We start from the raw sequence: 22015 nt of genomic DNA, 5'->3' as shown, positions 1-22015 counted from the left end.
GCGTTGGCCAACATCGCTCTTTTTTTGTGCTAATTATATTGATGTGATTCCGAATTATTTCGCTAGAAGTGTATATGTCACTGTTTTTGCTTTTTCCTCAAGGATTGGCGTATAGGTGAATGTAAGCGCATTCCCCTTACGGCTTTTCATCCCTAACATTCTGCTCAGAATGTATTGATCTCTGCCATCATTTACTTTATCCCATTCTTTACGATCCTCACTAGTAATCAGTTGTTCACTGAGATTGACGATTTCTCCTGTACTGCTGTAGACAATATATAATTGTGTTGTATCTAATAAGCGAACAAGTGCCACATCCTCCGCGGCGTACTCCACTATGAAATCACCGGTTGCCCCGGTTAATTTCTCCATCTCAAACAACTTGCCCAAACCGCCATCCTTAGTAATATACTGAACATTCTTCCCATCGGTCATATACACCTGAGTGGAAGGTACTTGAGGCGCATGTGGATAAGCAGAGATCATATAATGATAATCCATTTGCTTAATTATTGTACCTGCTTGAACTAATACCTGATAGCTGTTGCTGAAATCATTAAACATTGCATAGTGATTGTCCGTTAACTGGAGTAAGTCCGTGCCATTTCCAAGTTTTTTAATCTCAAATCCATGATTGTAAGCTGACTCCTTAAGGGGTAGTTGGCCAATAATTACTGGTTTCCCGGCTGCCGTAGCCCGGTAATATAAATTAGCGTTTTTTTGAGATATCCAATAGGATCTACCTTCTACAGAAGCAGCAACAAATCTAGGTTCATCTACGATTTGGATAACCCCATCCGTTTTATTAAGCGCGGTTTTACCCCCGAGTACACTGACTGCAGAGACCAATGGCAAGTACAACGAACCTTTTATGATACGAGGAGATTTTGTTAATGCCATCGCTGCCCCGTTCACTTTTGACGTTGCAGCACCCGCGGTGAAGATGACTTCACGCTCTGGACGTACCAGCTTGGCCATTTTGGATTTTTGATCCCACGATAACGTATAACCCATAGCATCTGCGAGTGATTTCAAGGGTACAAAAGTTGTATTCTCCGCGATCACTTGTTTACTGCTGATTCCAATTTCTTTATAGTTAAATTGAATTTGCTTGTCTCCTTGCGCAGATACCGATCCATATCCAGTACTTAAAATCAAAACAGCAAAGATCCCTAGCGTTACCTTCCATTTATTCATATCTATCCGTCTCCTTCGACATTATAATCATATGTAATTAGACGGAAGATAATGGAAAAAGTTTCTTCTCACCCTCTAGCAAACTCATAAAATGCCAAAGCATCCACCCAAGTTGGGAATCCTGCTTGCGCCAGTTTATCGCTGCCCCCGCCTTTACCATTATAGCTGCCTAGATGAGCTTTGAAAAAAGCTCCACAGGAAATCTCCGTGCTCCCATTCTGCGCAAAAACAACCTTATTCTCCGCAGAAGTAGCTAATAATACAGGAAGATCACATTTCGAAGTCAGCTTATTTGCTAAGCTCTGTAGATCTTTTAGCGATTTATCTTCAAATACTTGTGCGATCATCTTTCCCGCTTGCTCATTTAAAAGCTCTTGCACAACATAGTCATCATTTTTTTCTTTAAGCAGGTAAATTTCAGCTTGCAGCAGCTTTTGTTCATTTTCCCATTTTTCAATTCGATCAATAATCTCATCTTTGCCTGTGTTGAATTTGGAAGACAGTGTTCCAAGGATTTGCTGACTAGTATTAAATTCCTCTAAAGCACGATATCCACATTTAAAATAAATCCGCGTGTTCGCTTTTATTTTCTCAGCTTTTAAAAGCTTAATTATCCCAATTTCACCCGTTGAGGACACATGTGTCCCCCCACAAGCGTTGTATTCAACATCTTTGATCTCAACAATCCGGATGTTCTCTGTCACTTTTGGCTGTTTAACCAATTTAAGCTGTGAAGCCTCTTCCCCTGTTACGAAATAGCTGAGAATATTGTGATTTAAGTAAATCTGCCGATTAACTTCTCTCTCTATGGAGTACAGTTGATCAGCAGACAGTTCTGGCACTTCTATATCAATAGTGCAATAGTCCTCACCTAAATGAAAGCTTAAGGTCATAAAGTTATATTTTTCTAGACAAACCGCTGAGAGCAAATGCTGGCCACTATGCTGCTGCATATGGTCAAATCTTCTATTCCAATCGATCTGACAAGTTACCGATTCCTCATTAGGTAAACGTTCCAGCTTATGCAGTACAAGCTCTTCCTCACTGATTACATCAAGCACAGGGATTCCCTGAATAGCTCCAAGATCACAGGGTTGTCCACCACCATGCGGATAAAAAGCCGTCTCCTCTAAAAGAACATAAAGACCATCTTCTCGTTCTATGGTTTCAGTCACACGGGTTTGCCAATCAGTCTGGTATGTAGAATTGTAGTATAGTTTGTTGGTCATAAATGGTTTCCTCTCTTTTTTACGTTATCGACATATTAAGTTTATAGTATCATAACGGATAGTTTGAATCTTATTATTTCAAAAAAACCAGCTCCACGCAAAAACTGCGTAGAACTGGTATTAGGGTAATTAACAAGAACAAGTAGCATCTTTTAAATTTCTAATGGCAATTGCATTTAGTCGAAGCGCTTCTACTATTGAGTCTCTTACTGCTAACAATTCAAATCTTTCACGACTGCCAATAGGCAACCTGCAAAGAATGGCTTCAATTCTTTTAAGACTTTCTTTCAGAATCACTCTTTGCTTACGCAATGCGTTCAAAGCTCTTTGAATTTTTCTCTTCTCTGCAGCAGTCATAAACTACCACCTCTTTTCGATTGTGATAGTATATGAGATGCTTATTCCCCCTTATTTGCTTGTACAATCCGGAAACCAAATAACTATATTTACTCTTTTTTGCTAGCTTCCATGATAGGAACGGACCAGTCTACATTAGTATACATTCGATTGTTTATCGTGCGTACTAATTGAAGCTGCTCGGGAATTTGTGTAAGGCCTTCGGCACGGAATTGGAAATATTTCTTTTGATTATTTGACTGAGACTCGATAAATTCAATATAACCATCTTTCCATCCTCCCCCTTTGGTAGTAAAAGCTCCTTGTTCAGTGAGTTTGTACTCCTTGCCATCTAGTGTCTTAAATATCCATTCACTATTTAAAAACTCATTTCTCAATCTTCCTCTAAAATGTAATACACCTTCCTTCGCTGATACATTGTTATCGGGAGATGACTCCACTGTAAAATCATTTAACATCAGTTCATCCCCGTCAAATACAAAGGGAATCGGCTGTTCTTTCAACTTGGCAGGCTCAAATTGCACACTAGAACCATCCTTCTCTGGGATGAAATATCCATCCAATACGAAAGTATAAGGCGTATCCTGAGGTAAATATTTAAACGTATAGCTCCAGTGCATAAGTCCCTTTGTTGCCCCGGGAAGGTTAGAGTAGGACATCACGCTATTCTTATTAGGAAACTTTCTAGCATTAACACTGTGAATCTCTTCGCCTGCTGTATCCTCAAAATGGAATTTCAAGCCCTGTTGCTTCCATAGTTCGCCAGGAGAACGGGTCAATGCCTCTTCACTCAATTGCGTATCAAACTCAAAACGAACACCTTGCACCATATGAGTTAATTTTTTCAAGGTCACAGTTAAACCGTCCGGGGAGGTGTAGCTACCCGTTAGTGGCATGGTGGTTGTTTGTTTATTCGCTTCTGTCATATCCATAGAAAAATTGAAATTCCAATCGCCTTTAAGAGTAGGGATGTTCTTGCGTTCACTTCCCAATTCAGTAATATGACCTTCGACCGTAATTCGATCAGTTTGCAGAGGTTCAGTGAAATTAGCGATCAAATAGTAAAAGTCACTGGTAAATCCTATATCGTATAACTCCCCAACAACCTTCCCTTGATCATCCTTAATCGCAATACTGTTCCCATCATTAAGGGCCAACCGCTTTTTATCATGCTTTCCATCTGGTCCAAACAACTGTAACGCAACAATTACCCGTGTAGGATCTGCCACTGCTTCATCTATTTTGATTGTGTAGCCCTTATCCTTCACCTTAATATTAGGATGCTCTACCAACCCAAATTCTTGTGCTCGTAGAAGGCCAATGTCCATGTTGTTTTTTACAAAAAGAGAACGTAAAGTCTCTGCCAGTGTAGGAACGGAATATAAGATCACGGCACTTAGCACAACCAGTAACAACGCCGCACCCATAAATAATCTCAGCAACTTATTGCGCTTCGGATGCTTGCGATTCCTTTGTGTTGGAGTAAATTCCTCAAGCTCTACTTGTTCCAAAGAAGCCATTACTTGAGCAGTAAATGAATCTGGTAAGCGCTCTTCATACATAGCCTGCGACCATTCAGCTTGTTCCTCAAGCTCTGCTTCGTAGATCATATTACAATGCGTACAAGTTGCCATATGTTCAGCTACGGCTTGATCTCGAAAGATAGATTTGCTTAAAATATATTCTTCGATCTCATAGGAATTTAAGCACCTCATCGGTCTTCACCTCCTGGAGTGTAATTAGCTGCTTCAAACGCTGTTTAGCCCGGTATAAATCATTTTGAATCTTGCTTAATGGAACATCTAGAACCATACACATTTCTTCATAGCTTAAATCATTGGTATAACGAAGCAGTAAAGCCGTACGATAATTAGACGGGAGCTTCTGCATCAGGTGAAGCAGCTCTGTGCGATGCTCCGATCGCATTAATTCTTCTTCTGGATTATCCGAAAGAGAATATTCGGCATTGTCGTCCGGCAAACTCGCTGTCGGTCGGTCTTTTTTCCACGAATCCTTCAGTAAATTAGTCGCGATAGCATATAGCCACGCCGCAAAATTCTTATCCAAATCATGTGAAGCCAGCTTACGGTAAGCTTTAATAAACGTCTCCTGCGTTATGTCTTGTGCATCTTGATGATTGGCTCCCATTCCTCGCAAAAGCCCATAAATTTTATTCTTATATCGATTTACAAGATACGAATAGTCTTCTTTATGTCCATCGAGAACATTTTGGATCCATAGCCTCTCATCCTCTTTTTCAACTTTCGGTACATGTCCCTTCACCCTGAAGCCTCCTTGAAGCACGATACTATATAGACGATCCCTATTAAAAAAACTCTCACTTTATACAAAAAAAAGTAGATCTTCAAATAAAACGAAGACCTACTGTGTAATCTACCGATTACGTTTTAGAACAAAATACAACAATTGATCCATTTCTAAAGCCATAGAATCACTGAAGCGCTAAAGAAACCACTTTACTCCAATAAATTAACTCTTCATCCCTGCCATATGCCCCGATACATTGAAAGCCTAAAGGCATGTTATTTATAGAGGCAGCTGGAATACTCACCGCAGGCGCTCCAGCATATGACCAAATGGCCGTCATTCCGGTCCATCCGGTTCGTGTTCCCCACAGCGGAGCTGTTCCTGCCTGAGCCGGCGAAACCCACAGATCAATCCCCTGTGACTTCTGCACATCTAATAGATCGTTTCTGAGCTTGATTTGTCCGCTACGATATCCTTCCAGTTCTTCCTCAGTGATGGTTCGTCCAGATAAAATAGCCTGCCGTACGGTATCCTCATAAAGATCTTTATAAATATCAAATAGTGAATGATGGACTTGCGCCATTTCTCCGTGAACAAACCGCACCATGGCATCTCCGTAGATAAAGCTATCTTCCCACGGCATTGCAACTGTTTTTATGCTGAACCCTGCTTCCTCAAGCTTCTTAAGCTGCTTCTGAAAGGTTATCTTGGTGTCATTCTCTAATAATGTCATGTATACACCTTCGGGTATCCCTAGCACAGGTTTACGAGCTTCTTTAAAAGGTCTCCATTCCGTTACAAGCTCTGCGGCGAGAAAGTCCATACCCTCCATATCCTGAGTGAAAAATCCAAACGTATCAAAAGATGGCGACATCAATCGGACACCATCTATAGGGATACGCGCATAACTAGGTTTAAAGCCGACCACTCCGCAAAATGAAGCAGGTGCCATAACAGAACGCAAGGTTTGTGTACCTATTGCAAATGGACAGATGCCCGCGGCAACCGCAGCAGCAGAGCCTGCACTAGAGCCGCCAGGCGTATGATCCAGCTGATGAGGATTACGGGTTGTGATAGGTCCGGCATAAGCAAATTCCTCCGTCACTGTTTTGCCGGTGAACCAAACCCCTTTTTGCCGAAGCTTTTGAATAAAACTGCCCTCAGACTTCGTCAAAGCTTGTGGGGGAAGGTTCGACCCTGCACAGGTAGGCAACCCGTCTAAGTGAATTAAATCTTTGATTCCAACAGGTATTCCATATAGCGATGGTTTAGGAAATTCCGAATACTTCTCTCTTACCCTAGCCACTTCATTTTTTATTCTATCTGCTCGGTTCTCCTCTGGCACAAAAGCACGCACGTGTGGTTCTACCTTATCGTAAAGATCTAAATATTGTGTAAGATATCTATCCATGGTCACATCTGAGGTCTTATTGCCCAGAGCAAACTGAGCTAACGAAGATTTATTAATGTACATGTCTGATTGGAGCCCTCCTTAATATTCACTTAAACCAGGAAGCCATTTGAAGACGATTGTATTAATTTGGAACAACTTTATGTTACTAGTTAACCTTATCTATGGCTATACTTTAGTTCTCTATTTCTATTTTCATCCACAATATTGATTACACGATCCACCCACCCTTGATAAAATTGCTCCTCATGAGAAACTAGAATCACTGTACCTTTAAATTGGATTAAAGCATTCTGTAAAGCATCTTTTGTTTCGGCATCTAAGTGATTAGTGGGCTCATCTAAGATTAAGAAATTACATGCTGTAAGTAATAAAAGACACAGCTTAACTTTGGATTGTTCGCCACCGCTGAGTGTACAGATAGGCTGTGTAACGTGACTATCTTTTACAACACATAATGCTAAATGACGACGTATTTCCTTAATAGTCAATTTTGGATAAAACGATGCGACGATTTCAATAGGTGTCATGTTATCGCTTTCCCAAATTAAATCTTGCTCGTAGTAACCAAGAGAGACTTGTTCCGCAAAGCGGAATGCCCCGTCAACACTGGGGATTTGACCAACTAATGTTTTCAGCAATGTTGATTTTCCGATGCCGTTAAAGCCTGTTATGACTATCTTTTGTCCTCCTCGAATGGAAAATGTTAATTTTGGCAGCAGCGGCTTATCGTAACCAACCACAAGATGGTCTACTCTAAGCGCAACTTGTGCAGTAACAGGAAGCTCTTGAAAACGGATAGATGCTTTAGTGACAAACGTCGGTGCAGCGATTCTCTCCATACGATCCAGCTGCTTCTGACGGCCACGGGCAATTTTAGAATTAACACCAGCACCATTTTTCCGGATATATTGCTCAGTGGCTTCAATTTTTTTCTGCTGTGCATGGTACTGCCGGATATGGCTTTCGCGAAAATGCTCCTTCTGTCTCAAAAAATCAGCATATTTGCCATGATATTTTTTAATCGTTTCCCCTTCAATATCGCAAATGCTTGTTGATATTTTATCGAGAAAAGTGTAGTTATGAGAGACCACAATGAAGGCTTGATCGAACGCTATCAGATATTCAGCAAGCCAGTTAATATGCGTGGTGTCGAGATAATTGGTGGGCTCGTCGAGCAATAACACATCAGGTTGTTCAAGCAACAGCTTTGCCAATATAACTTTGGTTCGCTGCCCCCCACTAAGCTGATCAATAGGACGGTCCATCCCCATTGCATTTAGTCCTAGCCCCGTAACCACTTTACTGATATTGCTCTCGATAGAATAATAGTCGAGCGCCTCAAGTCGTTCCTGAAGGTCTGCTGCCTTCTGCAAAAGCACTTCATTGCCAGAAACAGCACATTCCGCATAAAGTGCATTCATCTTTTCTTCCATTTCGTATAATTCAGTGAACGCTCTCCTTAAATAACTTTGAACGGTACTTGACCCATCAATAACCGCGTATTGATCAAGATGACCTATTTTGATATTGGGCTGCCATTTAATCGTTCCACCATCAGGAATCACCTCGCCCGTCAGAATACCAATCAATGTGCTTTTCCCTGTTCCATTCTGACCCACTACACCTACATGCTCCCCTTTGTAGACTTCCAAAAAACCTGTTTATACAGCACTTTATCTCCAAAAGCATGTGATACATTAGAAACCTCAAGTAAACTCATTTGCTTTCCTCTTTTCTATAATTGTTTTTAAGCACAAAAAAAGCAGAAGACACCGCGCCCTTGGGCGCAAGCCTTCTGCTTATTAGTGCACGAATAGACGGCACAAATAGATAATTGTCAGTTTGGAAACTGAACATTATAAACACAAAAGGCTGTAGACGAAAATTGTCTACAGCCTCTTAATCATTAACATCGGAAGATGGCGTAATCAAATAAGCATGAATAATCACACTAAAATGACCTAGCTAGCTTTCGATGATATAAAAAGCGATTCGCTTTTTGATTAAGCTCCGGACAACGTTTCATCGTTTGTATCCGATTGTTCGGAGCAGCTTCTGGTATATAATTTTTCAGTTTCCACATGAATCATGTTGAACCATCCCTTCGTTTGGCTACATTTTAAATCGTGTATCCGCACTTGTCAACCACCATCCGAGAGGTGCTGTTATTTTTTGCGGGCGCGTTTGACCGTACCGATCCTAGTCCCTTGAGGAATAGTAATGAACTGGCTCTTCGATACACCAATAAGCTGTGAAGTATAAATACTACTATGTCCGGAGAATAAATAACTCACCACACAAGCGATAAACATGTATATGGCTCCTTCCGAACCAAACAGCTCGATCCCCATTAAGAAGCAAGCGATAGGCGTGCTAGTAGCTCCACAGAAGACAGCAATAAAACCGAGGGCAGCTAAAAAGGGTCCATACACATGTAATATTCCAGCCAAGGCATTTCCTAGTGTGGCACCAATCGTAAATAACGGAGTAACCTCACCACCCTGAAATCCTGTTCCTAAGGTAAAGGCGGTAAAGATCAGCTTCCATAAAAAAGCGAACGGCGAGACATCTCCCTCAAAAGAATCCTTGATTAACGGAATTCCGAGGCCTAAGTAATCACGAGACCCTACAAGGAATACTAAGGCAATGATAATTAATCCACCTACGGCACCTTTTATCATTGGATTGCTTATCCTGGCGGTGAAGATTCTTTTCAGAAAATGAGTCAGTTCACTGAAAAGCATACTCACGAGACCAAAAATTACAGAGGCCAATACCACTTTTAGAATAATCATTAAACTTAAAGCTGGAAATTCATTCACTACATAGTGTGTATGATGAACACCCCACAATCGAGTGGTGACCAGATCACCAACAAAGCTAGCCACAAAACATGGAAGTAATGCCTGTTGGCTAATAAGTCCAATGGTTACTACCTCTAGACCAAATAAGGTTCCAGCCAGCGGTGTTCCGAAAATAGAACCAAAGCCTGCACTGATCCCGCACATTAACAGTATCTTACGATCCAGAGGACTGATTTTAATCAGCTTTCCGAACCATTCCGCAAGGCTTCCGCCCATTTGAACAGCTGTCCCTTCACGCCCAGCGGATCCACCAAATAAGTGGGTTACTAATGTTCCGAACAACACCAATGGAGCCATTCGCAAAGGTATAGTCTCTTGGCCGTCCTGAATTTGTTCTATAATAAGGTTATTTCCTTTAGCGCTGTTTTTTCCGTAACGCATATATAGGAAACTAACAAATACTCCCCCAAGAGGCAAATAATAAAGTAGCCCTGGATGCTCTAAACGTACATCTGTTACGTAATCCAAGCTTTTTAGAAAAAAAGCAGAGGCGGTGCCGGATAAAATACCAACTACACTGCCGAGCACAATCCATTTGATAAATGTACTCCAAAGAGCAAAATAACTTCGCTTCTTAGTGATTTCAAACCATCGGGTAGACCATGGATTCATCTCGACAGCTCCTAAGGACAAAATAAATTAGTCTCAACAATAAAACAGACTCCTACCAGGGAAGCTCACACTGGTAGGAGTCATTAGTCTCAGAGAGACAGTTACGGCGAACTCCATCGCCCTTTATAAAACTTAAATTATTCTTCTTCTGAATCTACGTTATGATACACTTGTTGAACATCTTCCAGGTCTTCCAAAGCATCAATCAATTTCTCGAATTGAGCTTGAGCATCTTCTGGGAGTGCCACATAGTTTTGTGGAAGCATATTTAACTCAGCTACAGTGAATTCAGTGATGCCTGCATTCTTGAATACTTCTTGCACTGCATTGAACTGATCAGGTTCTGCATAAACAATAACTGCATCATCCTCTTCCAGCACATCGCGTACATCAAGTTCTGCATCAAACATCATTTCAATTACTTCATCAGCAGTTTTACCTTCCACACCTATAACGGCCGTAGAGTCAAACATGTAAGCTACTGATCCGCTGACACCCATATTTCCGCCATTCTTACTGAAGGTTGAACGGATCAATGGAGCTGTCCGATTAACGTTATTTGTTAGCGCATCAACGATGATCATTGAACCGCTAGGTCCAAATCCTTCATAACGAAGCTCTTCATAATTTTCTTCAGCGCTACCTTTAGCCTTATCAAGCGCACGGTCAATGATCGCTTTTGGTACATTGTAAGTTTTTGCACGTTCTAATACAACTTTCAGGGCCCGGTTCGCTTCTGGATCGGGTTCGCCCTTCTTTGCTGCTACATAAATCTCAACACCAAACTTTGCATAAACACGACTTGTGTTTGCGTCTTTGGAAGCTTTCTTTTCTTTAATATTATTCCACTTACGACCCATATTGTTCCCGCTCTCTTTCAACATGAATTAAAAACAATTGTTACTTATTATACCCTTCTTCGATAGCTCTAGTAAAGTGCAGTAGTAGGTTAATCCTCTAAGCTGTCACAATACAGATAGAAAAAGCCCCTGATTCAATCAGGAGCCTGCTAATTTTTTATAGATTACTGCCAAATTTCATCTGCAATCTCTTTAATAAACTGCAGTTTATCCCATTGCTGTTGATCTGTCAGATGGTTTCCTTCTTCCGTAGAGGCAAAACCACATTGTGGGCTCAGGCACAACTGATTGATATCCACATATTGCGAAGCTTCTTTAATCCGTCCAATGATTTCTTCTTTATTCTCAAGCTCACCTGACTTCGAACTGAACAAACCTAAAACTACTTGTTGATCTTTAATAAATCTAAGGGGTGCAAAGTCTCCGGCCCGATCCGTATCGAACTCCAGATAGAAACCATCTACATCCACCGTTCCAAATAACACTTCTGCGATAGGCTCGTATCCGCCGGATGCTGCCCAAGTGGACGCGTAGTTCCCACGGCATACATGCATCGTGATAACCATATCTGCTGGGTGATCTTTTATCGCTTCGTTATTTACAAATGCGTATAACTTAGCGATTTCGTTAACATCTACACCCTCTTTTTGACGAGCTTCCCAATATCCTTTATCACAAAGCATACCCCATGTGCAGTCGTCCAATTGCAGATTACGGCAACCTGCCTCATAGAAATCACGAATAACTTCACGATAAGCTGCAGCAATATCAGCCACAAGTTCATCCTGCTTGTCGTAAACAGCTACAGTAGTCTTTTGATTGCGCTGAAGTTCAGCAAGGAACTGCGCTGGCGAAGGAATCGTTTGGCGCGCTACTACATCATTTCCCGCTATGCTAACCAATTGTCTGTAGTCAGCGATCATTGGATGGCTAGTCCCACGGATTTTACCGGATAATTCTGCAGTTTCCGCTCTGGTCTCTACACCATTAAACAGGTAGCCCACTGGGCTGACTTTCTTTGTTACCCCTTCAAGGCCCCACATAAAATCTAAATGCCACCAGGAGCGGCGGAACTCTCCATCCGTTACACCTTTTAATCCAACCGCTTTTTGTTTTTTCACAACTCTGGCAATCTCTGTATCTTCAACCTTGCGCAATTCATCAGCGGAGATTTCATTATTTTGATATTGGACACGAGCTCTCTTAATCGTTTCCGGACGTAAGAAGCTGCCAACGATATCTACTCTGAATGGCACTTCAGTTCTTTGTTTTCCTTTTTGGATGGTACTCATAGGGGTTCGTCCTCCTTTATTGTCTGTGCTTTTCTGTTGAATTCACTATAGCACTGTACAATCAGGACAGGGTAACTCCTAAAAACTATGGCCTACCATAAGCTTACGCTATAGCAGGCCACCAAATTAGCTTATTTAATTATAACCAGACCTCTCGGGCGGTTTCGATCACAAGGCGTATTTTATCCCACTGCTCATCTTCAGTTAGAATATTTCCTTCCTCCGTAGAAGCAAATCCACACTGAGGGCTTAGGCACAGCTTCTCAATATCTACATATTGTGCGGCTTCTTCGATTCTTGCCTTAAGCTGCTCTTTACTCTCCAGACCCCCATGTTTGGTTGTCACTAATCCCAACACTACAAATTGGTCTTTAATAAATCGTAAGGGTTCGAAATCGCCAGCTCGTTCATTATCATATTCCAAGAAAAAGGCATCAACTTTTGTATTGGAAAAAAGCACCTCGGCAACAGGCTCATAACCGCCAGCAGCGAACCAAGTGGAGCGAAAATTACCTCGGCAAACGTGCAGCGCGATGGTCATATCATGCGGACGATTCGCAATACTCTCATTGATCAGCCTAACGTAATCCTTTGCTAACTGATCGGGATCTGTACCTCTACTGCGTAAATGGGCGCGATGTCGGCCACTGCTCAGCGTTCCCCAAGTTGTGTCGTCTAACTGAAGATAACGGCAGCCTGCATCGTAAAAGGCTTGAATCGCAGTTTGGTAAACCGCGATGATATCTTGAAATAGAGTTTCCTTATCAGGGTAAACTTCATTTCCATTAAACTCCTCCACAAAGTGAAATAGGGCAGGTGAAGGGATCGTCATTTTGGGTAACCGGTCTCCCGCCATTTCCTTGAGCTTTATAAATTGCTGTAGCATGGGATGATCTTCAAAGGAAATCCGGTCAACAATTCGGAATGATTCTGCACGCTGAACCGTTTCCGCTCTTCCATTCCCTTGATTTAAGTTAATCTTTTCAGTTCCTTTAATTCCGACAAAGAAATCAAGATGCCACCAGGAACGGCGAAACTCACCATCTGTTACTGCTAATAATCCTACTTCCTTTTCTAATTCCAGTAGTTTAGCAATCTCAATATTCTCTATTTCATAAAGCTCACTACCTGTAATTTCACCATTCTCATATTGGAGGCGGGCTGCTTTAATCTCTTCCGTACGCAAGAAGCTGCCGACGATATCATAGCGAAAGGGTGGAGCATTTCTCTGGGTGCCAGTTACGGGTCTAATCATACCGATCCTCCTACAGCTATAGTAAAAAATGATTTAGATCAAAATAACTTCCGGAAACCAAGTCATTTAAGATTTCTATATACTTGGATGCCATCACACTAGGTCTACGATCTTTATGCGCAATCCAACCAACCGTGAATACTTCATTACTCTCAAATGGAATCGTCTTCAGTCCATTACCGTTCAGATCGGATGCCATGATTCCTGTACCCACTGTATAACCGTCCGTGCCCATTAATAAATTGGTCAAGGTTGCCCGGTCATTCACTTTAATATTCTTCTCAATCTGAGAAAAACTTAACATTTCCTCCGAGAAGTGAAGTGAATTGTTCTCACCCTGTTCAAAAGTAATATACGGAAAAGGTAAGATATCGTCCTGCGAGATCCTTTCCTTCTGGGCAAGCGGATGTCCAGTTCTAACATAAAGATGTGGGTCAGTATTAAAGAGTGGCGTGAATTTCAGATTACCGTCACTGAACAGCTTATTCATATGCTTATAGTTGCTCTCGTTAATATAAAGAATCCCCAAATCGCTACGTAGAGTACGCACATCTTCGATGATGTCGTAGGTTTGCGTCTCTCTCAAGCTGAAGTTGTACTCTGAGACATCACTTTGCTTCATGAGACTCACAAAAGCATCTACCACAAAAGCATAATGCTGAGTCGAAATGGAAAAATAGATTGGGCTACGCTTTTTCCCAGTATAACGATTCTCCATAAGCTCTGTTTGTTCAATGATTTGACGGGCATATCCGAGAAATTCCATTCCTTCTACAGAAATGCTGATTCCACGGTTCGTCCTTTCAAAGATGGTAATCCCAAGTTCATTTTCAAGCTCTTTAATAGCGTTGGACAGGCTCGGTTGAGAAACAAAGAGTTTCTTTGCCGCCTCATTCATGGAGCCACTATTTGCAATTTCGATAGCGTAGCGGAGCTGCTGCAACGTCACTCCTATTCCCCCTGTTCCAGACCTATTCGTACTACATTCTGTTTCATACTAGCTGATATCGTAGCATAAATACACATCTCATTCCAAGATAATCCTTATTATGTGCCCAATAACGCGTACTTATTGTGTTCTCTTTTTCCCAGCATCAATCTTGGCAGGATCTAGTCCTTTCCAGATATTTGGCATATCAACCTGTTCTGGATGCTCAAAAACTAAAAAAGCTGTAGGCAAATACCGCTCACCATATTGGGATGAGGGTTTATTCATAATCTCATTATCTTTTACTAGTACCGTAGAAGATCCACCATCCAGATTAGCCGCTATCACAGCTCCATGCTTAAGCAAAATTTGCTGCACATCATAGAGATTTGCTCCAATACTATAAGTAGGCTGTCGTCCGTCAATTACCACAAAAATAATAGCGCCATCTGCCCGCTGACCCATTGCTGTTCTAGGTGCAATCCCCCAACCTTCCGCTGCATTCTTAATCAATCCTTTGCCATTGACGATTAGCCGCGGACTAAAAGTAACTGCCTCCTGAACCCCCATTTTACTAATCTCATCTAGCGTATAATTCCCGGCAACCATTTTTCCTTGTTTATCAAGACCAACAATCTGTGTAGATTTTTTACCGCCAAGACCGTTGTAATATAACTTACCTTGTGAGACTACAATTCCTATGGGTTTAAACCCGTTCCCTTTCCAGTTCGGATCAGCGAACCCACCACCGTTAACTCCAGCGATAGCGCCTGTACGCTTCACCATACTGGTTACTTTTTCACCTGAACCAATCTTATTAGGTATTCCTAGTCGGACTTTGGTTGGATCATTAACAATCATTATATATCCGGTATAGCCACTGCCTGAGACATTCTCAATCTCGACAAGCGGCTTCTCTACCACCTCAGGTTCGGGAGCGATCGTATGTGTATCTATTTCGTCCCCCATCTCTTCAAAACGGGCGGTATATTCGGTTACCCGTTCCTTCAGTTGATCTTCACCTATAATATATTTAGCCATATAGCGATGTTGTGTTGTAATTAGCGTATCTGCGATTGTATAACGTAAGTTCTGAGCCGAGGGTGCAAAATAAAGCCATCCACCAGCAGCGATCATTAAGAATAAGCAGAATAAAAAAACTTTGGATAAGGTGCGAAAAAAACTTCGTTTCTTCCGCTTTTTTATTGGTTTCTTTACAGGTTTCTTATTGCGTGCATTGGAACGTTGAGGTAATGATGAAGTGCTCACTTCTGAGTATTCCTCCCTAAATTTTACTAATTTGATAATATGTACAACTCGTCCTTATCATAGACGATGATTTTCGTTAAAAGTTTCTATTTGAGTAATAGTCATCATTTCAAAAACAAAAAAGAGCAGGTTTCCAATATCTTGGCTACCTGCTCATCTAAAGCTAAACAAAATCTAATGTCTTCCTACTCCACCGCCGCTGCTAGCGCTACCGCCGCCGCCTGATGAGCCACCACCGCCGGAATAACCGCCACCACCTGATGAGCCTCTATCATCATCATCTGAGTAGCTGCGGCTAGATGAGCTTGAAGAATGTCTTCCTGCTCCTCCACCACTGCTGGAACCTCCACCACCATGGTTCTCGTTGCTTGAGGAATACCGTCCTGCACCGCCACCGTTAGTAGAGCCTCCGCCACCACTGTTTCCCCAGAAACTTGATTGCGAATTGTTTGTATTCCTATGGTGGTGATGATAATAACGTCTGTGCCAGCGTCTGCCATAACCGTAATCCGCTTGACCATGCCAAGGACCATAACGGCGTATATTCCTTTGGCTATATGGATTAAATGGCAAACCATACATTTCTATATATCTATTGCGTCGTGAAGCAGTAAATCCAAATAAGATAAGCGAACCCAAAATCGCTGAGAAAATTAGAAAAGCCTTGCTTTTACTAACCGCCTCACCTCCACTTGTAGCTGTAGTAGAGGAAGTACCAGAATTCGTTGTAGTTCCAGGATTAACATTGTTTCCGTTGTTTCCAGTGACTCCTTGCGGATGATCCGCTCTAGCTAACAAGAAACTGTAGAACGAATTAACTGTCGTTGTAGCTCCCGTACCGTAATCTTTTTTCACAAATTGGGGTTCAAGCACGGTATTTAAAATATTACTAATAACCTCATTGGTTAAAACCTTGTCGATATCCTTGCCTTGTAGAACATGATAGTTGTCTCCGCCTATGTCCAATACCAGCATAACATCCTTAGGACCCGCACCTACCGAAGCAAACTTCATATAGGTATAGTCCTGCAATGTTTTATCTCCAGCATTTTTTACGGTGACCACATAAATTCCACTTCCGGTTGTTGTTTTATATCTGTTGTTGGAATCGTTCAGATAGTCTTTAGTTACTTTTTTGAGCACACCCGCATTATCGGATACGTAATTTTTGGTGCCAACATTTTCTGCCCAAGTGCCGCCCATAGCTTGAATAAAAGCTCCATACGTCTTCCTAGCACCATTACTGTATGTTTTAGCTGCGAAATCCGGCTCAAGATATTGTGAAAGAATCTCTTTAATCTTACTGTTAGGCAATGATTCCTCTATACCTTTACCTTGTACCGCCCAATAATCATCATCTTTTATAGAAAGGAGCAGCAGCAGACCGTTATTTTTATCCGCAGCCCCCACACCCCAGCTATTGAAAAGCGATTTTGCATACTCTTCCATCGAAACCCCTTCAGTAGAATCGACAGTTACAAGCACAACTTGAGCTCCAGTAGCCTGATGTAATCGAATACCGTAGTTCACCATGTAATTCTCTGCTTTCTCGTCAATCACATTCGCAAAATCATTCACATAAAATGACCCTGTATGCTTAGGTACAGCAGTTTTGGCTAAACTTACGGCCGGCAAAAGCAATACACTTAACAATAAGGCAGCAAGTGTGGTATGTAGCAGTATTTTTAGAGTTCTCGTGTTCATATGTACCTCCTGATCTATCATTATCTCTCTTATTTATCGGTTACGCGCGGTTAGCGGAATAGTTCCATTTTATTCTAAACTGGAAATTACACAACAGGAAAAAACGGTTAGAGTTTGTGAGGCGGGTGATTTGAGGCGTGCAAGTCGCTTTAGGGGCAATCATCGTGTTGTGTTGATGGATCAAACTCAAGAGCATTGGAGTTTTGGAATCCCCTGCTTGATAACACACTTTTCGCCGATTCATCGGACTCAGGAGACGTTATTCTGTTTATTTGAGCGTTTGCGGCAGGCTATCGGACTCAGTTGCAGGTATTTACTCAAAACCACACTGTTTATCCACAAATGTTGGCCAATAAGTGCTATACAGTCCGATAACGCAGCAAAATGAGCTAAAAAGGCGAAATTGCTGCAATACGGTCCGTAACACACTAAAATTCCTTGGCTACTTGAGATAATGGGGGGCTTGGAATCCCCCTTAAACTTCCTAAGCTACTTGAGGAACATTGGAGTTTTGGAATCCTGCTACTGGATAACATACTTTTCTCCGATGGATCGGACTCAGGAGACGTTATTCTGTTTATTTGAGCGTTTGCGGCAGGCTATCGGACTCAGTTGCAGCTATTTACTCAAAACCACACTGTTTATCCACAAAAGTTGGCCAATAAGTGCCATACAGTCCGATAACGCAGCAAAATGAGATTAAATGGCGAAATAGCTGCAATACGGTCCGTAACACACTGAACTTCCTTGGCTACTATACAAAATGGGAGATTTGGAATCCCCCTTGAACTTCTTAGTTACGTGTAATAATGGGAGATTGGGATCCCCCTTAAACTACTTAGTTACTTGAGGTACCCGTTATCTGGAGATATACAGCCAATACTCCAACAACAAAAAGGCTCAGCCTATAGCTGAACCTTTTGCTTGCTTTTTAAAGCCAATTCCTTGGATCTAGCGCTCATGTTCCGTTAAAAATCAAACAGCGTAGTGGTTAAGTAACGTTCACCGGTATCCGGCAGAATCACCACGATGGTCTTGTCCTTATTCTCAGGACGCTTAGCGATTTGTGTAGCTGCGTAAACAGCTGCTCCGGAGGAGATACCCACCAGCAATCCTTCTGTTCGCGCAAGAGCACGTGATACGCTATAGGCATCATCATTTTTCACCTGAAAAATCTCATCCACTACTTCATTATCGTAATTCTCAGGAATAAAGTTTGCTCCAATGCCCTGAATCCCATGTCCCTTAGGACGGCCTCCTGATAAAACAGGAGAGTCAAACGGCTCGATGGCGACAATTTGGACTGCGGGGTTCTTTTCTTTCAACGCTTTCCCAACACCCGAGATAGTGCCTCCAGAACCAACACCCGCTATGAAAATATCAACATCTCCATCGGTATCCCGCCAAATCTCCTCTGCTGTAGTCGTTCTGTGTATTTCCGGGTTCGCAGGATTGCTGAATTGTTGGGGAATAAATGAATTTGGAATTTCCGCAGCTAATTGTTCTGCCTTTCTTACAGCTCCGCTCATTCCTTCAGTTCCCGGTGTTAACACAAGCTCAGCACCTAATGCCAGCATTAATTTACGGCGTTCAATACTAAATGTATCTGGTAGGACGATGATCAGTGAATACCCTAAGCTAGCAGCTGCAAAAGCAAGTCCTATCCCAGTGTTTCCACTAGTAGGCTCAATAATGACAGAATCTTTATTAATGAGACCTCTCTCTTCCGCATCTTTGATCATTGCATACCCAATACGATCCTTAACACTACCTGCTGGATTAAAAGATTCCAGCTTGGCAAGAACCCTAGCTTCTACGTTTTGGGTTTTACTATACTTTGAAATCTCTAATAACGGTGTATTTCCGATCAGATCGGTTAAGCTCTTATAAATATTAGCCATAATGATCCGCACCTCATTTCTTAATTTCCAATCAAATTACTCTGTATTAAGTCTAGCAGGATTTAAAGGATTTACAACCTATTCATTCTTAGTAGTCGCAAACTTGAGGCCTTTAATTCGTACTACGTCTAACCGAAACACTTGACTCTCGCACGATTAATCGCGGATCAAGCTGCACCCTTTGATACTCCCCGGTAATATTATCCTGAATACGTTGCAAAAGAAGCTGTGTGGCTAATCGTGCCACTTCATTCCCCATGATGGAAACTGAACTAATCTGAGGCGTTGTGATAGTTGTCCATGCGTTATTATCTACCCCAACCACCGCCACATCTTCTGGAACACGTACGCCTAATTCTTTAAACCGATTCACAATACCTATGGCCACCATGTCATTCACTGCATAAATAGCGTCTGGCATATGCGTCAGGCTGTAGAAATAGTCAGCGGCTTGTAGTCCAGTTTGCAAGGAAAAGTCTTCGCCAAAATATACAAGCGAAATATCCACTTGATTTAAAGCTTGCTGATAAGCAAGATAACGATCTTCAATAAGATCTTTTTGTGCCCCTGCATATGCAATCCTAGTACGACCGATATTGATTAAATGCTCCATCACTAATTGTCCTTCAAAACGTGACAAACTAACGATGTCAGCTTTCACATTTTCTGTGATTCTTTTCCCGTAGTTAATGATAGAGACCGGAACACTCGATTTATTAATTAACTCTACCATGGTCTTTGGATAAGCAAGAGGCATGATAATGAGTCCATCTACATGTAATTTTTTGACCTCACGGATTGTTTCGAGCTCAGTCCGCGGGTTGCCAGAAGTATTAATCTGGATTACCCGATAGCTATGTTGTTTGGCGGCTTGCTCGACGGACCAGGCGATATCCGGAATAATTGCGTTGCGAATGTCAGGAACGGCCAGAGCAATTTGCTTCGTTTGGCGGATTTTGAGGCTTTGCGCAGAGGTATTTGGAGTGAAACCCATCTCCTCAATCACTTGCAGTACCAGCGCCTTGGTCTTGGAACTAATTCCCTCTGAATTATTAATGGCTCTTGAGACAGTAGCAATACCTACCCCCGCCCGTTTCGCTACATCCTCTATGGTTACTTTGTTTTTATTAGCCACTCTGATAGTCCCCTTATTTCCGGAATCGTTTTCGTATTTATCTCTATTCCACTCATCTAAAATCAAAATTCCAATGTATAGATTATAACATAATAGTACATAGAAGAATACTTATCTCAACGACTAATGTGAGCCTAAAGGCTTGATATAACTCTGTTTTAGTGAAATATTTCACTAATTTTCAATATTAATATTTTCATTATTTAAATTTGACAATATGAAAATTATGTGACATATTTGTTCTCGGAAACGTTTCCTCTTTTTCAGAAATAAAACACTATTTATTATCAATTATTAATCTAGGAGATGAATGATATGCAAGCATTAAGATGGCATAACGTCAAAGATCTACGGTTAGAAACGATTGAAGAACCAGCAGCCCTTGAAGGAAAAGTGAAAATCAAAATCGAATGGTGCGGAATTTGTGGCAGCGATCTTCACGAATATGTAGCCGGCCCTATTTTCATTCCCCAAGGAACAGATCATCCCCTTACTGGTGAAAAAGCTCCAGTCGTAATGGGACATGAATTCTCTGGACAAATCGTAGAAGTAGGTCAAGGCGTTAGCAAGTTTAATGTTGGTGATCGCGTCGTCGTCGAGCCTGTTTTCGCATGTGGTGAATGTGTGGCTTGTCGACAAGGTAAATATAATCTTTGTGAAAAAATGGGCTTCCTAGGTTTGGCTGGTGGTGGCGGTGGATTCTCAGAATACGTCGCAGCAGACCAACATATGGTGCACAAAATTCCAGACAGCTTATCCTATGAACAAGGTGCTCTGGTGGAACCTTCTGCCGTTGCTCTACACGCTGTTCGTTCCAGTCAACTGAAGGTTGGAGATAAAGCTGTAGTATTCGGTGCTGGCCCAATCGGTTTGCTGGTCATTGAAGCTTTGAAAGCATCCGGCGCTGCTGAAATCTATGTAGTAGAACTTTCCGAGGAACGTAAGAGTAAAGCTGAAGAGCTTGGTGGTATTGTAATCGATCCTAAACAATATGATGTGGTCGAAGAAATTCAAAAACGTACCGATGGTGGCGTAGATGTTGCGTTTGAAGTGACAGGCGTACCTCCCGTTCTAACCCAAGCCATTAATTCCACTAAATTGAGTGGACAAATCATGATCGTTAGTATTTTCGAAAAAGATGCTACGATTACTCCAAACAATATCGTACTTAAAGAACGCAACTTAACTGGTATCATTGGTTACCGTGATGTTTTCCCCGCTGTAATTAGCTTGATGGAACAAGGGTACTTCCCTGCTGAAAAACTTGTTACTAAGAGAATTAAACTGAATGAAGTGATTGATCACGGGTTTGAGGCTCTTTTGAAAGAAAAAAATCAAGTGAAAATCCTTGTAAGTCCTAAACAATAACCATAAGCAGCCTATTGGCTGAATCATAAAAGAAGGCGCTGCTCCAAGCAGCTCTTTCTAGAATTTGTAGCGGTCTCTGTTATTAAAAAAAACCAGGCAGCGATTCTCCGGGATTGGAGTATCACTGCCTGGTGTTTTTGATCTGTGGGGGGTGTTTAAGCAAATTTATGGGCAAATCCTTATACGCTCTGGCTTAACTCGCTTAATCATCCGCTGATCCACCAAGTATATTCATCCTCACTAAGCAGGAGTTGCAAGTCTGATGCCTTGAAGAAATCCTTTCAGACAGAACGTAGCTTCCGGTGGCTTCCCTCTTGTTATACTTCTAGCACCTAATTTAAAGGATTCGAATGAGATAATGG

The 22015-nt window shown here is 41.8% G+C and carries 16 protein-coding genes, 1 pseudogene and 1 riboswitch; of the genes and pseudogenes, 1 reads left to right on the top strand and 16 read right to left on the bottom strand.

What is annotated here, in order from left to right:
- Positions 1-54 precede the first annotated feature (54 nt).
- The 16 genes and pseudogenes from NYE58_RS17565 to NYE58_RS17490 all read right to left on the bottom strand — a co-directional run bounded on the left by NYE58_RS17565 (position 55) and on the right by NYE58_RS17490 (position 20285).
- Positions 55-1197, bottom strand: coding sequence for a copper amine oxidase N-terminal domain-containing protein (locus NYE58_RS17565; RefSeq protein ID WP_341002486.1), 1143 nt, complete (start codon positions 1195-1197; stop codon positions 55-57).
- Positions 1198-1265: 68 nt separating this feature from the next.
- A complete protein-coding gene (locus tag NYE58_RS17560) occupies positions 1266-2426 on the bottom strand; it encodes an alanyl-tRNA editing protein (RefSeq protein WP_076276455.1) in 1161 nt (386 codons plus the stop codon).
- A 129-nt stretch (positions 2427-2555) separates the two neighbouring features.
- The gene (locus NYE58_RS17555) at positions 2556-2783 is read right to left on the bottom strand and encodes a hypothetical protein (protein WP_036678084.1); all 228 of its coding nucleotides are present in this window, start codon (positions 2781-2783) and stop codon (positions 2556-2558) included.
- Between the two features lie 89 nt (positions 2784-2872).
- Positions 2873-4498 carry a DUF4179 domain-containing protein gene (locus NYE58_RS17550; RefSeq protein WP_076217515.1) on the bottom strand — a complete coding sequence of 542 codons (1626 nt, stop codon included), beginning with the start codon at positions 4496-4498 and terminating at the stop codon, positions 2873-2875.
- A complete protein-coding gene (locus NYE58_RS17545; RefSeq protein WP_076276453.1) occupies positions 4476-5066 on the bottom strand; it encodes an RNA polymerase sigma factor in 591 nt (196 codons plus the stop codon). Before NYE58_RS17545 ends, NYE58_RS17550 begins: the two co-directional genes overlap by 23 nt.
- 169 nt (positions 5067-5235) lie before the next feature.
- Positions 5236-6525, bottom strand: a complete 1290-nt coding sequence (locus NYE58_RS17540; protein WP_341002484.1) for an amidase — start codon at positions 6523-6525, stop codon at positions 5236-5238.
- A 95-nt stretch (positions 6526-6620) separates the two neighbouring features.
- Positions 6621-8185 (bottom strand): annotated as a pseudogene (locus NYE58_RS17535) (ABC-F family ATP-binding cassette domain-containing protein).
- Between the two features lie 445 nt (positions 8186-8630).
- Positions 8631-9941, bottom strand: coding sequence for a voltage-gated chloride channel family protein (locus tag NYE58_RS17530; protein ID WP_341002483.1), 1311 nt, complete (start codon positions 9939-9941; stop codon positions 8631-8633).
- A 67-nt stretch (positions 9942-10008) separates the two neighbouring features.
- A riboswitch (Fluoride riboswitch) is annotated at positions 10009-10071 on the bottom strand.
- A gap of 7 nt (positions 10072-10078) precedes the next feature.
- Positions 10079-10801: a YebC/PmpR family DNA-binding transcriptional regulator gene (locus NYE58_RS17525; RefSeq protein WP_036678376.1), complete on the bottom strand. Its 723-nt coding sequence runs from the start codon at positions 10799-10801 to the stop codon at positions 10079-10081.
- A gap of 164 nt (positions 10802-10965) precedes the next feature.
- A complete protein-coding gene (locus tag NYE58_RS17520) occupies positions 10966-12093 on the bottom strand; it encodes a 5-methyltetrahydropteroyltriglutamate--homocysteine S-methyltransferase (RefSeq protein WP_341002482.1) in 1128 nt (375 codons plus the stop codon).
- A 139-nt stretch (positions 12094-12232) separates the two neighbouring features.
- Positions 12233-13348, bottom strand: coding sequence for a 5-methyltetrahydropteroyltriglutamate--homocysteine S-methyltransferase (locus NYE58_RS17515; protein ID WP_341002481.1), 1116 nt, complete (start codon positions 13346-13348; stop codon positions 12233-12235).
- A gap of 16 nt (positions 13349-13364) precedes the next feature.
- Complete coding sequence (locus NYE58_RS17510; RefSeq protein ID WP_076105621.1) at positions 13365-14297, bottom strand: LysR family transcriptional regulator; 933 nt, start codon at positions 14295-14297, stop codon at positions 13365-13367.
- 120 nt (positions 14298-14417) lie between these two features.
- Positions 14418-15545, bottom strand: a complete 1128-nt coding sequence (locus NYE58_RS17505) for a phosphodiester glycosidase family protein (protein ID WP_341002480.1) — start codon at positions 15543-15545, stop codon at positions 14418-14420.
- A 174-nt stretch (positions 15546-15719) separates the two neighbouring features.
- Positions 15720-17249: a TPM domain-containing protein gene (locus NYE58_RS17500; RefSeq protein ID WP_341002479.1), complete on the bottom strand. Its 1530-nt coding sequence runs from the start codon at positions 17247-17249 to the stop codon at positions 15720-15722.
- Positions 17250-18217: 968 nt separating this feature from the next.
- The gene (gene cysK / locus NYE58_RS17495; protein WP_076129370.1) at positions 18218-19150 is read right to left on the bottom strand and encodes a cysteine synthase A; all 933 of its coding nucleotides are present in this window, start codon (positions 19148-19150) and stop codon (positions 18218-18220) included.
- 112 nt (positions 19151-19262) lie between these two features.
- A complete protein-coding gene (locus NYE58_RS17490; RefSeq protein ID WP_076194230.1) occupies positions 19263-20285 on the bottom strand; it encodes a LacI family DNA-binding transcriptional regulator in 1023 nt (340 codons plus the stop codon).
- Positions 20286-20600: 315 nt separating this feature from the next.
- Here NYE58_RS17490 and NYE58_RS17485 point away from each other — a divergent pair, with 315 nt between their 5' ends.
- Positions 20601-21653 carry a 2,3-butanediol dehydrogenase gene (locus NYE58_RS17485; protein ID WP_076129368.1) on the top strand — a complete coding sequence of 351 codons (1053 nt, stop codon included), beginning with the start codon at positions 20601-20603 and terminating at the stop codon, positions 21651-21653.
- The last annotated feature ends 362 nt before the right edge of the window (positions 21654-22015 follow it).

It is taken from the genome of Paenibacillus sp. FSL L8-0708, from assembly GCF_038009325.1.
Classification (GTDB): domain Bacteria; phylum Bacillota; class Bacilli; order Paenibacillales; family Paenibacillaceae; genus Paenibacillus_AQ; species Paenibacillus_AQ odorifer.
The sequence above is the reverse complement of the archived record's forward strand: the minus strand, read 5'-3'. Positions and strand labels throughout refer to the sequence as shown.

Bases quoted from the DNA above. Each gene is read 5' to 3' on its own strand.
- NYE58_RS17520 (WP_341002482.1), bottom strand. From the start codon at position 12,093: ATGAGTACCATCCAAAAAGGAAAACAAAGAACTGAAGTGCCATTCAGA.
- cysK (WP_076129370.1), bottom strand. From the start codon at position 19,150: ATGGCTAATATTTATAAGAGCTTAACCGATCTGATCGGAAATACACCG.
- NYE58_RS17530 (WP_341002483.1), bottom strand. From the start codon at position 9,941: ATGAATCCATGGTCTACCCGATGGTTTGAAATCACTAAGAAGCGAAGT.
- NYE58_RS17565 (WP_341002486.1), bottom strand. From the start codon at position 1,197: ATGAATAAATGGAAGGTAACGCTAGGGATCTTTGCTGTTTTGATTTTA.
- NYE58_RS17555 (WP_036678084.1), bottom strand. From the start codon at position 2,783: ATGACTGCTGCAGAGAAGAGAAAAATTCAAAGAGCTTTGAACGCATTG.
- NYE58_RS17550 (WP_076217515.1), bottom strand. From the start codon at position 4,498: ATGAGGTGCTTAAATTCCTATGAGATCGAAGAATATATTTTAAGCAAA.
- NYE58_RS17540 (WP_341002484.1), bottom strand. From the start codon at position 6,525: ATGTACATTAATAAATCTTCGTTAGCTCAGTTTGCTCTGGGCAATAAG.
- NYE58_RS17500 (WP_341002479.1), bottom strand. From the start codon at position 17,249: ATGAACACGAGAACTCTAAAAATACTGCTACATACCACACTTGCTGCC.
- NYE58_RS17525 (WP_036678376.1), bottom strand. From the start codon at position 10,801: ATGGGTCGTAAGTGGAATAATATTAAAGAAAAGAAAGCTTCCAAAGAC.
- NYE58_RS17560 (WP_076276455.1), bottom strand. From the start codon at position 2,426: ATGACCAACAAACTATACTACAATTCTACATACCAGACTGATTGGCAA.
- NYE58_RS17485 (WP_076129368.1), top strand. From the start codon at position 20,601: ATGCAAGCATTAAGATGGCATAACGTCAAAGATCTACGGTTAGAAACG.
- NYE58_RS17515 (WP_341002481.1), bottom strand. From the start codon at position 13,348: ATGATTAGACCCGTAACTGGCACCCAGAGAAATGCTCCACCCTTTCGC.